General features: G+C 48.5%; 12 protein-coding genes. 2 read left to right on the forward strand and 10 right to left on the reverse strand.

Going from position 1 to position 15,452, the window contains the following annotated elements; translation table 11 throughout:
* Positions 1–8 precede the first annotated feature (8 nt).
* From Q0090_RS04880 to Q0090_RS04905, 6 genes are all read right to left on the reverse strand, one after another.
* Positions 9–1,085 (reverse strand): hypothetical protein, encoded by a 1,077-nt coding sequence (locus Q0090_RS04880; protein ID WP_297948026.1) that lies wholly within the window; start codon positions 1,083–1,085, stop codon positions 9–11.
* The gene (locus Q0090_RS04885) at positions 1,085–1,819 is read right to left on the reverse strand and encodes an SIMPL domain-containing protein (RefSeq protein WP_297948028.1); all 735 of its coding nucleotides are present in this window, start codon (positions 1,817–1,819) and stop codon (positions 1,085–1,087) included. Before Q0090_RS04885 ends, Q0090_RS04880 begins: the two co-directional genes overlap by 1 nt.
* A 106-nt stretch (positions 1,820–1,925) precedes the next feature.
* Complete coding sequence (gene trxB, locus Q0090_RS04890) at positions 1,926–2,870, reverse strand: thioredoxin-disulfide reductase (RefSeq protein WP_297948030.1); 945 nt, start codon at positions 2,868–2,870, stop codon at positions 1,926–1,928.
* A 14-nt stretch (positions 2,871–2,884) separates the two neighbouring features.
* The gene (fabD, locus tag Q0090_RS04895) at positions 2,885–3,772 is read right to left on the reverse strand and encodes an ACP S-malonyltransferase (RefSeq protein ID WP_004332253.1); all 888 of its coding nucleotides are present in this window, start codon (positions 3,770–3,772) and stop codon (positions 2,885–2,887) included.
* 21 nt (positions 3,773–3,793) lie between these two features.
* On the reverse strand, positions 3,794–5,248 hold the full coding sequence (locus tag Q0090_RS04900; RefSeq protein ID WP_297948078.1) for an aminoacyl-histidine dipeptidase: 1,455 nt from the start codon (positions 5,246–5,248) through the stop codon (positions 3,794–3,796).
* Positions 5,249–5,274: 26 nt separating this feature from the next.
* Positions 5,275–6,348 carry a lysylphosphatidylglycerol synthase transmembrane domain-containing protein gene (locus tag Q0090_RS04905; RefSeq protein ID WP_297948081.1) on the reverse strand — a complete coding sequence of 358 codons (1,074 nt, stop codon included), beginning with the start codon at positions 6,346–6,348 and terminating at the stop codon, positions 5,275–5,277.
* A 91-nt stretch (positions 6,349–6,439) separates the two neighbouring features.
* Between Q0090_RS04905 and rsmA the strand changes: the two genes are divergently transcribed.
* Both rsmA and Q0090_RS04915 read left to right on the forward strand, forming a co-directional pair.
* Positions 6,440–7,237, forward strand: a complete 798-nt coding sequence (gene rsmA / locus Q0090_RS04910; protein ID WP_297948084.1) for a 16S rRNA (adenine(1518)-N(6)/adenine(1519)-N(6))-dimethyltransferase RsmA — start codon at positions 6,440–6,442, stop codon at positions 7,235–7,237.
* 130 nt (positions 7,238–7,367) lie between these two features.
* The gene (locus Q0090_RS04915) at positions 7,368–8,264 is read left to right on the forward strand and encodes a relaxase/mobilization nuclease domain-containing protein (protein WP_297948780.1); all 897 of its coding nucleotides are present in this window, start codon (positions 7,368–7,370) and stop codon (positions 8,262–8,264) included.
* 718 nt (positions 8,265–8,982) lie between these two features.
* Here the strand turns inward: Q0090_RS04915 and Q0090_RS04920 are convergent.
* From Q0090_RS04920 to Q0090_RS04935, 4 genes are all read right to left on the reverse strand, one after another.
* On the reverse strand, positions 8,983–10,215 hold the full coding sequence (locus tag Q0090_RS04920; protein ID WP_130829605.1) for a site-specific integrase: 1,233 nt from the start codon (positions 10,213–10,215) through the stop codon (positions 8,983–8,985).
* A gap of 5 nt (positions 10,216–10,220) precedes the next feature.
* Positions 10,221–11,450 (reverse strand): site-specific integrase, encoded by a 1,230-nt coding sequence (locus Q0090_RS04925; protein ID WP_297948089.1) that lies wholly within the window; start codon positions 11,448–11,450, stop codon positions 10,221–10,223.
* A gap of 538 nt (positions 11,451–11,988) precedes the next feature.
* The gene (locus tag Q0090_RS04930) at positions 11,989–14,028 is read right to left on the reverse strand and encodes a transketolase (protein ID WP_297948092.1); all 2,040 of its coding nucleotides are present in this window, start codon (positions 14,026–14,028) and stop codon (positions 11,989–11,991) included.
* Between the two features lie 38 nt (positions 14,029–14,066).
* Positions 14,067–15,449, reverse strand: coding sequence for an MFS transporter (locus Q0090_RS04935; protein ID WP_297948096.1), 1,383 nt, complete (start codon positions 15,447–15,449; stop codon positions 14,067–14,069).
* Positions 15,450–15,452 lie beyond the last annotated feature (3 nt).

The following is a 15,452-nucleotide window of genomic DNA, read 5'->3' on the forward strand; positions in this document are numbered from 1 at the left end:
AAGTGTAGCTATTGATTTTGTGCTGTTGCTCTCCAAGGGTTGAGGGAGGCGGCCGGTCGCTTCTCTTGGAGAGTATTGAAAGGGAGGAGAGTGTGCTCTTCGTTTATACGGAATGTATAGAGGTTCACTTTCCCCGGAGGGCAAAAGCGAGTGGATGCGAGCACTCCTACCCCTCGCAAATCGTCGTAAATGAGAAAAAGATCGTCCTGGGGAGAGTTGAAGGGCATCCCCAAGAGAGAAGGTGTTTGGTAGTTGCCCGTCTCCGGGTCGCGCCGTGAGAGATAGAGGTCGTACCCCCCAATGCCTTCGCTGCTTTTGCGTGCGAATATGAGCGTTATGCCATCCTGACGTAGGATAGGATAGCCCTCGTCATTGGGGGTATTGAGGGCCTCGAGAGCATTCTCTTCGGCCATACGGCCCTGCAATTTTAAGGCAGAAAAAATATCAGAATCACCTCTGTGTTCCAACTTTCGTGCGTAAAAAGACTCTAGACCAAGAGCTGTCTCGTAAACCCATCCCTCTGCATTGAGCTCTCCCACTTCACTTCTAAAATCCGAAGCGGAGCGTAACCGTCCCCATTCCGTAGAGAAGTATTGCTTTGGGAGGACGGGGAGCGCATCAAGCGACATCTGCATGCTATCTACAATCTCTAGTCTCTCACTCTTGTCGAGCATCTGCCGAGCACGTTGGGCTTGTTGCCTTAGAGTGGCTACCTCGGGCGTCTCCGCTTTAGGCGAAAGACGGCCAAGAGTGGTAAGCGTCTCCTCAAAGAGATAGTTGGCATAATAGGCTTGAGCCAAAAGCGAAGTAGAGACCCGCGATTTCTTATTCGAGTGCGATAGCAACAGATCTAGGGACTCTTGGTACTTTCCTACCTCCAAAAGCAGGGAGGCATATTCCTCTTTGAGTGCTGTATTGAGGGGTGATTGCTCCGCAAGTACTCGGTAGGCACTGTCGGCTTTTGCCCAATCTCCCATCTCCCGCAGTGCACGGGCTTCCTGCAGAGATTGTGCAGAAAGCCCCAGGGCACTAGCTAGAGAAATACCTGCCCACAGCAAGAGGGCGGTTAGAGTCTTCGTCCGCATCAGCGAATTTTATAGGTATTCTTAACTGTAATAGAGGCCGTTTTGTACTTGCTTGAGGTGTTGAAAGATCCGCCCCAACTGTAGTCTTCGTCACTGTATTGCCCTACAATCTGGAAGACGCCCATCTGCGAACGTTTCAGTTTCCCCACTTTGCAATTGCTCCCCTCGGCAATAACCTCTGCACGAGCAAGTGCATCTTCCGAAGATTCCTTGAGCATTTCCAACTTGAGGTCGTTGAGATGGGTATAGTAGTAGCTCGGATCTCCCGAAGTAATCTCTATACCTTGGTTGATGAGCTCCGTGATATTACGAGACAAAGCCTCTACTCGGTCAATGTCTTGTGAGGTAATGGTCACCGTCTGAGAGAGGTTATATCCCGAGAAGACCTGGCGATAGTAGTTATTGCCATCGGTTACCTGGTCATACATTTTAGAGATTGAGATCCCACTAAACAGGTAGGAAGAGTCTGGGATATCATTCTTCTTGATAAAATTCCGTACCTCTTTCCCGATCCGTTGTAGGTCCTGATACCCCTCAGAGGAGCTGTTGTCTTGTACAGAGTAGGTAGCTGTCCACACGATGAGATCGGACTTAAAGTTACGCTCGGCAATACCCGTAACCGAGATTTCACTAGGCACCTTACGGATGCGAGAGATCTGATAAGCTGCAAAAGAGAGCCCTAGAACAAAAGCAATCCCAAGGATACTAGCAATGATAATTTGTTTTTTTTCCATGGCGTTTACTAGTTTAATAATTAGAGTTTATATTCTGTTCTTTGTTAGGGGGAAGCCCTCCACCTTGAGTAGAACTCGCAGAGTGAAGGAACTCCCTTTTAGGTTGTTACAGATTATTATCTATCAAATATTTCTCAGCCTCTAGAGCTGCTTTGCAACCCGATCCTGCGGAGGTAATAGCTTGGCGATAGCGAGGATCTGCCACATCGCCTGCGGCAAATACCCCGGCCACACTGGTCAATGGAGAGCCATTGATTGTAGCTATATAGCCGGCATCGTCAAGGGCAAGTTGCCCTGCTAAGAAGTCCGTATTGGGTTTGTGCCCGATGGCCAAGAAAAATCCATCAATAGCAATGTCCACTAATTCTTCGTCTGCTTCGCCTTTGCGTTTAACGAGGTGCGCTCCTTCTACACCGTCTTCGCCAAATAGCCCTAGGGTATTATGTTCAAAGAGTACCGTAATCTTTGGGTTATTGAGAACGCGGTCTTGCATCACCTGCGATGCTCGGAGATAGGGTTTGCGCACAATCAAATAGACCTGCTTAGCCAGCCCTGCAAGGTAGATAGCTTCTTCGCAAGCAGTATCTCCACCTCCGACTACAGCTACAGACCTATTGCGATAGAAAAATCCGTCGCATGTAGCGCAGGCAGAGACTCCCATACCGGCGTACTTCTTTTCGTCGGCCAGGCCGAGGTACTTAGCAGAAGCCCCTGTGGCAATCACAAGCGTATCGCAAGTAAGGGTGGTCGCATCGTCTATTGTCACCTTATAAGGCTTCTCAGAAAGATCTACCGAGGTAGCCACCCCCATACGCATATCGGTGCCAAAGCGTAGAGCTTGTTGCTTGAGTTGCTCCATCATCTCGGGCCCCGTGATCCCCTCGGGATAGCCTGGGAAGTTTTCTACTTCCGTGGTGGTGGTCAGCTGACCTCCGGGCTGAAGCCCTGCATAAAGCACGGGATTGAGATTAGCACGAGAGGCGTATATGGCTGCCGTATATCCGGCAGGACCGGAGCCTAATATAAGACAGCGAACATGTTCGTTATTCATACACTCCTCCCTCTTTATTGGTCTCTTCCTTCGGTAACTACACTGGGAGCAATCTTCTTGATAAGCCCTTGCAATACGCTACCGGGGCCTAATTCTACAAAGCGTTCTGCCCCATCGGCTACCATTTGTTGCACAGAAGCTGTCCAACGCACGGGCGAGGTAAGTTGCTTTACAAGGTTGCTCTTAATCTCTGCAGCGTCGCAAACAGCCTTGGCTACCACGTTTTGGTATACCGGAGCTTTGGGTGCTGCAAAGGTGGTTGCTTCGATAGCTTGAGCCAGCTCTTCGCGAGCAGGTTCCATCAGTGGAGAGTGGAATGCGCCTCCCACTTTGAGGGGGAGTGCTCGTTTAGCCCCTGCGGCCTTGAGCAATTCACAAGCACGCTCGATACCGGGCATTGAGCCGGAAATTACGATCTGACCAGGGCAGTTAAAGTTAGCAGCTACCACTACTTCGTCCGTGATGCTCTGGCATACCTCTTCTACTTTTTCATCGGGTAGACCAAGGATTGCAGCCATAGTAGAAGGAGTCTTTTCGCAGGCTTTTTGCATGGCCATAGCTCGCTTAGAAACTAGGGTAAGCCCATCTTCAAACGAGAGTGCCTCTGCAGCCACAAGCGCCGAGAACTCTCCCAGCGAGTGACCTGCCACCATATCGGGTTGGAAGTCTGCTCCCAAAGCACGTGCCATGAGCACCGAGTGCAAGAAAACCGCAGGTTGTGTTACCTTGGTTTGCTTGAGCTCTTCGTCCGTACCTCGGAACATGATTTCTGTAATATCGAAACCTAAAATCTTATTGGCTTCATCGAATAAACGCTTGGCTTCGGCGTTACCCTCATAAAGAGGGAGACCCATACCAACGAATTGCGCCCCCTGACCGGGGAATACAAATGCTGTTTTCATTTATTATAAAGGATTGTGGGGTTATACAAGTTCTAGAGTTCTGACAATGACCTCGTAGGTACGAGCTACAGAGTCGATATGTACTTTTTCGTCGGGTGAATGCGGGTGACGGATCTCGGGACCAAAGGAGATCATATCCATATCGGGCATAACTCCCTGGATAATACCGCACTCTAGCCCTGCGTGCATTACCTTAACATCGGGCTTCTCGTGGTAGATTTCCTCATACACCTTGCTCATTACTTCCATGATATGCGACTTGGCATTGGGTTGCCACCCCGTGTAAGGAGCGTCAAACTCCACCTTAGCCCCCATGAGTAGGAAGGCACTTTCGATGCTCGATGCCACCCACATCTTGCGGCTATCCGACGAGCTACGCACCAAGAATTTCACCTCCACAAGTCCATCACCTGCGCGCACAATGGCTAGGTTGGTAGAAGACTCTACCGTATCCGGGAAGCTCTGAAGCATCGAGATGGGGCCATTCTGGCAAGCCTCGAGTGCGTTGATAAGATTGTCTTGAATATCCTCGGGAAGAATATTGGTAGGCATATCGCACTTCTCGACCTTGAGCGAAATCTTATCTTCAATTCCATCAAATTCTTTGGTAAAGAGAGCTTCGAACTCAGCAACATACTTGCAGAATTCTTCGGCATCTTCGGGCGCGATGGTAAGCACCGCAAAGGCTTCGCGAGGGATGGCATTACGCATAGAACCGCCCTCTAGAGAGGCCACACGCACACCAAACTCTTCTACAGCGCACTTGAGGAAGCGAGCCATCAGCTTATTGGCATTGGCACGACCGATATGAATATCCACTCCGGAGTGACCGCCCTTGAGCCCCGAGAGGGTAAGGCGCACAGCCTGATCTTCTTGACTTGTTGTCTCCTGATCTTTGTATTCGAGGCTTACGTTTACGTCAATCCCCCCGGCGCAACCAATGTAGAGATTACCCTCTACTTCGGAGTCAATATTAAGGAGAATATCCCCCTTACAGAAGCCGGATTTGAGGCCATTTGCCCCATCCATCCCTACCTCTTCGTTGATGGTAAAGAGGGCTTCTAGTGGGCCATGCTTTAGGCTATTGTCCTCTAGGATAGCGAGAGCAAGAGCAACCCCAATACCGTTGTCGGCACCAAGCGTTGTACCTCTAGCCGTCACCCACTCCCCATCTATGTAGGCATCAATAGGATCTTTGGCGAAGTCGTGTTGTACATCACTATTCTTCTGAGGAACCATATCTACGTGCCCTTGTAGGGTAATAATAGGCTTCTTTTCCATACCGGGAGTGGCAGGTTTACGGATAAGCACGTTGCCAACCTCATCTTGTAAGGTCTCCAACCCGAGTTTTTTGCCTGCTTCGAACACGTAACGAGTTACCTCATCCATCTGACCGGTGGGGCGGGGTATCTGTGTAAGATCATAAAAGTATCTCCAGACAGCTTCAGGTTTAAGCGTTAGAATGTCTCTTGCCATAATCGTTTCTATATTATGTATTCTTACTATTGAGTTCTACTATAATTTCTATTGAGTAAAGGTATAACTAAAATTGCGATTAGCCCAATAAGGGCGTTACCTAATGTTTGTGAGGTATGTACAACGAGGGCAAATGAACCGGCATCACTGCGCTCAACGCCCACAGCCGTAAGGGTCGTGATAACCATGAAATGCCAGGCTCCGATACCCGATTGTACGGGTGCAGCCACCCCCAAGCAGCCCATTACAAAGGCAAGTAGCCCTACATTGATCCCTAAGTCTTGAGTAAAGGGGAAAGCAAAGAAGGTGAGATAGAAACCCAGGAAATAGCATCCCCAAATGCCGATGGTATAGAGAATGAAGAGCCCTCGATGCGGCATAAATCGGATGGAAAGCAGTCCTTCCCACATCTCTCGTAGCACCTTACGCACCTTTGCGCCCCATCGGCTTTTTTTGGAGAGACGCCAAAAGAGGTACCCCAATACGCCCAGTGCCAACAAAGTCAGATAGAACCAGGGGGAGGAGGCGAGGTGCGACACCTTGAGAGAGAGGTCGGGATGCTCAACAAAATAGCCCCCTAAGAAATCGGAGAATACTCCAATGGCCATTAAGACAATAAGCCCCAGCACGAGCATATCCATAAGGCGATCCATCAGCAGAGAGCCGACAAGTTTTGCCATCGAGAGGGATTCGTAGCGAGATAGGGCGGCACAACGCCAAACATCCCCGGCTCGAGGGAAAATGAGATTAACCGCATAACTCCCAAGTACCGAAAGGATTGTATTCCTCACACGAGGCGCCGGGGTGCTAAATGGGTGCACGAGCAACCTCCAGCGTGCCCCTCGGATCACATTCCCCAGGACCTCCACCAAGATGGATAGGAGGATAATTCCCCAACTAATGGAGTTGGAACGCAACACCGCCAGAAGTTCACCAAAGTCGAAATTCCGGTACACAACCACCATCAAGGCAATCCCTAGAGAGAGGGAAACAACCAAGCGCACCCAACGCTTTTTGCCGTGCTGGGAGGAGAGATCGGAGGCAACGCTCTCGGAGGCTTGAGCTAGGGGGTGATCCACTCTTGTAGTACTTTTATTCATCAGGTTGGAGCGCTTTGCCCACCTTCTACGGCAGAAAAACGCTACCTTCGTAGTTGCTAACACTACAAATATACTCTTTTTTCGCAGTACTATGAGTAAAGTTCGTGCCAAAAAGGCCCTGGGGCAGCACTTTCTAACCAACCCATCGGTGGCTCGTGCCATTGCCGAGAGTGTACTCTCGTGGCGTGATATCCCTATCCTAGAGATAGGGCCGGGCATGGGCATGCTCACAAAGGAACTTCTGGACCTGGGGTTGAAGGTCTATGCGCTTGAGATTGACACCGAGTCGGTCGAATACCTACAGCATAATTTTTCGTGGTTCGCCCAAGGAGAGCACCTAACCGAAGGGGATGTACTCAAACTCCCTGCCGACGAATTGATACCGGGGCAACCTCAAACTCCATTTGTACTGATTGGCAACTATCCCTACAACATATCATCCCAAATTTTCTTCCGTCTATTGGAGCTGAGAGACCGCGTACCATGCTGTGCAGGGATGCTCCAAAAAGAGGTGGCAGAGCGGCTTACAGCCCCTCCCGGAGGGCGCGATTATGGTATCTTGTCGGTGCTTCTTCGTTGCTGGTACCACTGCGAATACCTCTTCACAGTAAGCGAACTCGACTTCGATCCCCCTCCAAAGGTCAAGGGCGGGGTGCTCCGATTGATACGTAACGATAGGAAGGAACTACCCGTGGACGAAGAGCTATTTAAGAAGGTGGTAAAGGCAGCTTTCTCTCAACGTAGGAAGACGCTCCGTAACTCGCTGCGGACGCTTTTCCCCGAGGGGTACGACTTCTCCGACCCCATTTTCACGCTACGGGCTGAGCGGCTCGACGTAGAAGACTATATCCGCCTTACCCAAGACTACATAAAGACGCTACCCGAGTAGCCCCCTAAGGCGGCTTACAAGCGTCTCCTCCAGAATCCCTAGAACTTCTAACCCCTCTCCCCTAGGATCCGACTTTGCGTCCCATGGGAGAGGGTCGTTTTTGCTCGACAGGTAATTTTTTGTCTTCCGCATTGAAATCGGTATAGCACCTCAGGATGAGAAGAAACTACCCGTATCTGAACTCATGCGGATAGCCCATCTGTTTGCCAAACAAATGGGACTTGACAACCACCAATGGGTAGCAGTAACGCACAAGGACACCGATAACAGGCATATCCATATCATTGCCAACCGCATCAGCCTTTACGGAGAGGTCTATGATACCACCTTTGTGAGCAATAGGGCAGCAAGAGTGGCGGAGGAAATCAGCCGCTCGAAAGGCTTGACCATTGCAAAGGAAGTAAAGGCTGAAAGGATGTATCAGAAAGCAAAATCCAATCCGACGAGAGAGCAAACCAAGAAAGAAGTACAACAAATCTGTTATGCCTTGCTGGATAAACATAAAGGCGGTGGCATATCAGGGCACTCCATGTTTCTCTACGAATTGAATAAGAACAACATTACCATAGAGCGCATGAAGAATAAACAGGGCAAAGTCTATGGTTTGAGGTTTTCCTACTGTGGGCAGACATTCAAAGCTTCCGAAATCGGCAGGGAGTTCGGATACCGCTCCTTGCAAAAGAATTTTGAGACACCTAATAAAACCGAGACGAAACAGGCAATGACAAAAGCTCCCACAATAGAACATGGGCCAGTAAAGAATAAAACTCAACCGGATATAGGCTATCAACTTGTTCCTCCCAGTCGTTCATACATACCGCCTACAAAAACAAACGAAAGTTCATCTATTGCACAAGCCGTAGGAAATGTAGCAAGCACTGCCTTGAATGCAGCCGAAGAAATGATTTCGGGAGCAGGTGGACTTATCAATCCACAGCCACATGGCGATGATTATGCTGAGACGGTATGGCAACGAAAACTCAGAAACCAAGCCAAGAAAAAGAAGAAACGAGGAAGAGGAATATAACCATTCTCCTCATTTTTCAATCTTTCCAAACAACAGATGACGCAAAAGAGTGAAAATCTTATCAAAAACGCTTGTTATTCAAAGCAAATGATTATCTTTGCAAATAGAATAACAAGCGTTCTTTGTTGATGCAGAAACCTGCGGTTAATGGCACTTCGCTCGTTTCCAAATCGTTACCTGTTTTGTTATACCAACAAGGTAACTTCTTTATTCTCAATTAGATACATTTTAGAAATCATCTTCAATTGTGGATATTATAGATGCAGCTGAAATAGCTTGTGGATTCATTTTTGGAGTCCTTATAATTAAGTATATGACAAAATTTATCAAGAGAAAAAAGAAGTAGCCAATACGTTTAAATAACGTGGGTGATCCCCTTTGCAATGTCGTGATTTTAAGGAAAATTGCAATTTGCTATGAAAGAATAGGGCAATCATGATTGGAAGTGGATAGAGCAGACCATAACCTTTGAATCGCCCGTTTATGATGACATCCTCCTCCCCCTGTAAGTATTCATCAGGATGCAAATAGGATGATTTTATGTCGTTTGCAGTCTGTGGTTGAGGTTATTTTATTCCTCGTTTTACCGAAGAACTTCGTAAGCTCTCTCCGTTATAAAGATGTTTCCTTTTCTATTGAGAACGACTAAAATATTGCAACCGATCTCATTCAAAGCCTTTGGTTTATTTTTTAGACCTCATGCCGTTCTTCCATTTTATTAGTTGTTATAATCTCTGGAATTTTCCCCCTCTCTTTCTTCATTTTCTTTTTTCTTTGCCGATTGCTTTGCAAACAGTCTGTCCATATCTTCCGAAATTTTCTTGTCTGTTACCTGCGCATAAATCTGAGTGCTGGCAATAGACGAATGTCCCAACATCTTGGCGATGCTCTCCATTGGAATACCTGCCTCCAAAGTCAGCGTACCGAAACTATGCCTTGCTACATGCCAAGTTAGCGGAGTGCGAATGCCACACGCTAAGCCCACGGTTTTGAGGTGTGTGGATAGTTTACCTTTGCTCATTGTATCAGGGAATATCTTGTAGTCTCCTTTGTGTTTCTCCTTGGTGTAGCGTGAAAGAATCTGCTCCGCTATCGGATGCAATGGTATCAGGCTCTCTACTTCTGTTTTCTGTCTTGCTTTGCGGATATACCGCTTCCCTTCGCTATTCGTTTCGATTTGCGAAGCTCTCAAACTCTTCAAGTCCGCAAATGCCAATCCAGTAAAGACGGAGAAAAGAAACATCCTTCGACTTAGTTCCGCTCCCTCATCTTGTAATGGAAATGTCAAGAGCTTAGCCACTTCTCCCTTGCTTAGGAAACGAGGTTTGTTCTCCACCACTTCATACTTCATCTGCTCGAAAGGATTAAAGCGTATTGTCCCTTGACTGACGGCTCGACACATCAACCGACTTAACCAGCACAAATGCCTGTTTATCGTTGCAGGAGCATAGCACTCCTTCTTCAAATAGAAGCGGTAATCATCAAAAAACTCTATGGAAATAGCCGTTAGAGGAATATCCTCCTCACCACGACTTCTCACAAAGGAATTGAGCTGCTTATCAGAATTTCTATTGTTGCAACACGTTCCCTCACTCTTGCTTTCTCTTTGGGCTTTGAGTTCCTCTGTACTAAGGGCAAGAAGTGTCATTGGATTTCGTCCGATGCCTTGTAAGTAGTTCTTCAGCAACTCGGCACTCACCGCACCATATTTGTAGAGCAAAGTATTGTAACCTTGTTCGATTTCTTCCCGAAAGGTTTGCAGGCGTTGATTGATTTTCTTGTCCGCAGTCTCCCCTCGCTTCACGCTCCAACTATGAGGAACAATGCTTTCGCCTGTGGTTATCACCGCGTTTGCTCCATCAATGGTGATGCGACAAAGGATTGCCGTTGTACCGTCCGCTTTGGTCTTATTTTTATTGATGTAGAATAGAATTTTGAATGTGCTACGCATAAGTCTTACAAGATTAAGGTTAGGTTTTCGGTGAAAGAAAGAAATCGCTCGAACTCATCAAAGAGTTTCTTGGGAGTAACGTGGGCGTACCGTTCGGTCGTTTGGATGTTGCTGTGTCCCAACATTCGGCTAACCGTTTCGATGGGAACACCTCGTTCCAAAGTAATCAAAGTAGCAAATGTATGCCTTCCGACGTGTGCCGAAAGGGGAATAGAGATTCCAGCTCGAAGTTGCAGGGCTTTGAGCTGAATGAGGTAAGCTGAATAAGCAATGGGAGCAAAGAGTGTGGCACGTTCGTCAGATTGATAACGCTCTATCAAGTGCACCGCTTCAGGCAAGAGTTTTACTCGACAAAGGTTCTCGGTCTTTTGTCTGCGGAACTTCAGCCACAACGCCCCCTCATCGTCCATAAAAAGGTGTTCTCGATTAAGGGCAACCATATCACAATAGGCTACGCCCGTAAAGCAGGAAAAGAGAAAGAGATTACGAGCTGTTTCCAACTCTATTTCATACGGTTCAAAAGTCAAGGCTTGCAACTTATCCAATGAAGCTCTGTCCAACGCACGAGGTTGTTTGTTCTCTCCTCGTTCTATTTCTATGTGAGCGAATAGTTGTCGCTCTGTCAAGCCCTCACGATATGCCAATTGGCAGACTTTCTTCACCGCCAAAGCCATCTTACGATAATGACCTTGCGAATGTCCCAACTTTCCGACAGAGTAATGTTGCAAGCATTCTAAGAAATCTTCTTCAATCTGACCGAATGGAATATCTGTCGTGTGGTACTTCTCACAAATAAAGGCTTGCAGGTGCTTTCGAGTAGTGTAGTAACCGTTCAAAGTAGTTGCCTTTATTTCAACACCCACCTTTTGCTCCATTTCCTTGACCATTCGGTCGTATCGTTCCAAAAATGTGGTTTGAGTTTGCATACTTCCTTGAAACAGCTCCTTGATGTCCGATGCTGTAAACGTAACACCACGGTCGCAAAGGTTTTGATAAGAAGATTGTACCGAGAGTAGCAAGCGTTCCAACTTGCCATTCGTTGCCACCGCCTCACGGCTCTTACCATTTAGCCTGCTCTCACGAGCGTTCCATAACTTGGGGTCGCACGAGAGTTTACAACTGAATTGGGCGATGGTTCGCTCGTAGGTTATACGCCCCATTATCGGAGCTTGCCCCGACTTGTCCAATCCGCTCTTTTTCAGGTAGAGTAAAACCTTCATTTTGTCTGTTTGCATACGCTTCTGTTTTTATGGGCAAAGTTACCCGTTACCGAAGCGTTCTCAGCTACGCAAAACATTGTGGTACAAAGCATAAGCACCGTAACGCGAGAAAGATGAGTTACCGAACACTCTTCTGTCGGTTACCTTCTCCTGCCTCCTCGTTACCATTCGAGGAATGAACTAACGATTTGGTAACGGAACTTCTGCACAAATCCACATCTTCTGCACTTTACCCCTCTGTGCAAACCACCGAGATATGGCGCAAATCCCTCTCATTTCCATTCACTTACCCTCAATCCTCACCCTAATACCCTTTCCTCTAATAGTTCCGCTCCGTGATTTTTTCAGCTCCCACATTCTCCCTAAAAGCCCAGCTGGAAAAAGAAAAAATTCCACCCAAAAAGGGAGTGGGAAACTGACTGAAAAATAAAAATTTTCTGCCCGGGAACGGAAAAATTTTCACCTAGAAAGGGAGAAGGAAATCAGCCTAAAAAAAGGGCTCTCCCACCCCATGGCGGAAGAGCCCCTACTTATTTTCGTTGGGAGAGAATCCCTATCGTCTCTGCAACAACGTGCGGATCTTCTCGGCAACAGCCTCCGGAGTAAAGCCTAGCTTTTCGTCCAAAACCTTATAAGGAGCTGAATAACCGAAGCTTTCCAATCCGTGGATTACGCCATTTGCACCCACCAAGCCCTCAAGGTTAATGGGCAGGCCTGCCGTAAGTCCAAAACGAGGCATCCCCTCGGGGAGCACCTCACGGCGATAGCTCTCAGGCTGATCCATAAAGAGCCCTTCGGATGGAATAGAAACGACACGTAGCTTGCGCCCTTCGGCTCGGAGGATGGCAGCAGCGGCTTCGAGTGTAGCTACTTCGCTACCCGTTGCAACGAGTGCCATCTCTGCCCCTTCGTCATCGCTTACGATATATCCACCACACATCATGCGCACGGCACGTGCATAGGGAGTAAGTCCATCGTTGGGGAGGTCGTCGATATTCTGGCGAGAAAGGATCAAGCCCGTAGGAGTTTGGTCGTTTTCCATGGCCATCTGCCAAGCGACCGTAGTCTCATGCACATCGGCAGGACGGAGCACCAACATCGAGCGTTGCCCGGAGTGGTTGTGTAGTTTTTCCATCAAACGGATTTGTGCCTCCTGCTCTACGGGTTCGTGCGTTGGTCCATCTTCGCCTACACGGAATGCATCATGCGTCCAAACGAACTTGACAGGCACCTGCATCAAAGCAGCCAAACGAATCACCGGCTTCTGGTAATCGGAGAAAACAAAGAATGTACCACAAGCAGCAATTACCCCACCGTGGAGCATCATACCCACGCAGAGAGCGGCCATCGTAAGCTCAGCAACCCCGGCCTGCAAGAAGCGGCCGCCATAATTGTTGCGGCTCATCGCTTCCGTTCCCTTGAGGAAGCCATCGGTCTTATCCGAGTTGGAAAGGTCTGCCGAAGAGACGATCATATTGGGCACTCGAGCGGCAAGTTCCTTGAGTACCGTAGCCGAAGCCGAACGAGTTGCGTCCCCGCTCTTTTGCTCAATGGCAGCCCAATCGATTACGGGGAGTTTGCCATCGAACCAATCCTTCATCAGAGCAGCATCTTCGGCATTCGCCTTCTGCCACTGAGAGAATGTAGCGTCATATTGCTTCCAAACCTGGCGCAACTCTTCGTCACGCTGGCGGTACAAAGCCTCTACCTCGGGAGCGATAACAAAAGGATTAGCTGCATCAAAGCCCATCGCTCCAAGTGTTTTTTCGATAGAAACACCGGCCTTGCTAAGGGGTTGCCCGTGCGTAGGGATGCGATTGACAATCTCACGGCCCTCTGCATCTAGCGCCTTATAGGCCATGCAGGTCTTACCAATAATGAGGGTAGGACAGCCCTTTGTCGCCAACGCTTCGTCCAACGCCTTGCGGATTTCTGCCACATCATTTCCTTTGATGGTGAGCACTTTCCAACCCCACGCTTCGTATTTACGTGCCACGTCTTCGGTGTCTACCTCATCCACCATCGTGGAGAGCTGTACATCATTGGCATCATAAAACATCGTGAGATTATCCAGACCCAAGTGACCGGCTATGCGCCCGGCACCCTGCGAGATCTCCTCCTGAATACCACCATCTGAGATAAAAGCATAGATCTGCTGGGGCATAACTTCTGAGCCAAAGCGATGACCCAAAAACTTTGCTGCAATGGCAGCACCCACAGCAAGCGTATGCCCTTGCCCTAGAGGTCCGCTTGTATTCTCTACCCCACGCTCTACATCGCGCTCGGGGTGGCCCGGAGTTGCACTTCCCCACTGGCGGAAGGCTTCGAGCTCTTCGAGAGAAAAGCGACCCGTAAGAGCCAGTTGTGCATAGAGCATAGGCGACATGTGACCGGGGTCGAGGAAGAATCGGTCGCGCGCCCAGCGCCCGGGGCAATCAGGGTCGAAGCGGAGATACTCCGAGAATAGCACATTAATAAAGTCGGCGCCCCCCAAAGCTCCCCCGGGGTGACCACTCTTTGCTTTCTCCACCATGGAGAGAGCAAGGCAACGGATGTTGTCTGCTGCCTTATTCATGACGTCTATAGAGTTCATAGCCACAAGGGTATTACAAGTTCTGATTCAAACGTTTATTACTTCTTTTTGTTGGGCAATTCGAGTCCATAACCCTTCTTCTTATCGATTGCCTTGAGGTACAAGCTCAAGAGAAGAGCTGCTACACCAAACGAAGCAAAAATAAGCATGGGCAAGCGGTAAGAGCCCGTCTTGTCTAGTACCTGACCAATCACAATGGGTACAACCATGAGCCCTACGTTTTGGATCCAGAAGGTAGCCGAATAAGCCGAACCTAGCACCTTGCCATCGATAAGCTTAGGCATAGAGGGCCAGAGAGCTGCAGGCACGAGAGAGAAAGAGATACCCAACAACACAATAGCTGCATAGGCAACAATGGTAGAGGTAGTATCCCCTGCCACAAATGGATAAAGAGCAAAAATCGTATGACATACAATCATCAAGACAGAGCCGAGCATAAGCATCGTGGCTCCTTTGCCCTTGAAGTCGAGGAAAGCACCAAGGAACGGAGTAATGATCATAGCCCCAATGGGGAAGTAACTAAAGATACCGGACGCCGTCTCTGCAGAGAGCCCGAGGTTAGTCTCTAGCATGTTGGTAGCAAACTTTTGGAAGGGGAAGATGGCAGAATAGTAGAGCACGCAAAGAAGGGCAACAACCCAGAAGATACCACTACCGAAGACCTTTGCCAAGTCTTTGAAACGGAATGGTTCTTCCTCTTCTGCACTAGCAACATTACCCGAAGTCTTATCCAAACGAGCATCGAAAATACCATAGATAAGATAGAAAAGCAACCCAATAGAGAGGAGGATAAGGCAGAGGATTACAGGAGCCTGTACGCTACCAAACTTCTCAGCAATAGGTGCAGACATGCGGAATACAGCGAAGACACCGAGGCGGGCAACAGCCATTTCCAAGCCCATGGCGAGAGCCATTTCTTTGCCTTCGAACCACTTAACGATGGCACGAGATACCGTTACACCACCCATCTCGCAGCCGCAGCCAAAGATCATAAAGCCAACGCAAGCAAGCTTAGCCGAGGGGGGCATCGAAGGCATAAATGAGTTGAACAACTCAAAGCCAAAGCCACCATTATTGAAAGTGGAACCGAGTGCATAAACCTTGATAAGAGCACCAAGAACCATCAAAGATCCCGACAATACAGCCGTAAATCGTACCCCCATTTTGTCCAAAATAATCCCGGCAAAAATGAGGAAAAAGAAGAAGACATTGAGGAAGAACTCACTAGAGCCGTAAGTCCCAAATACGGTAGACGACCACCCGAGGCCCCCTTCTTCTGCTGTTTTCTCCAGCATGGACTTGAGAGGAGATAGTACATCTACAAACATGTAAGCGAAGAACATGGTCAGGGCGATAAGGATAAGCACCGTCCACCTTGCCCACGCCTTGTCACGAAGCGACTGTTGAATTGCTTGAGTCATAAG

It is taken from the genome of uncultured Porphyromonas sp. (assembly GCF_938023125.1).
Lineage (GTDB): Bacteria > Bacteroidota > Bacteroidia > Bacteroidales > Porphyromonadaceae > Porphyromonas.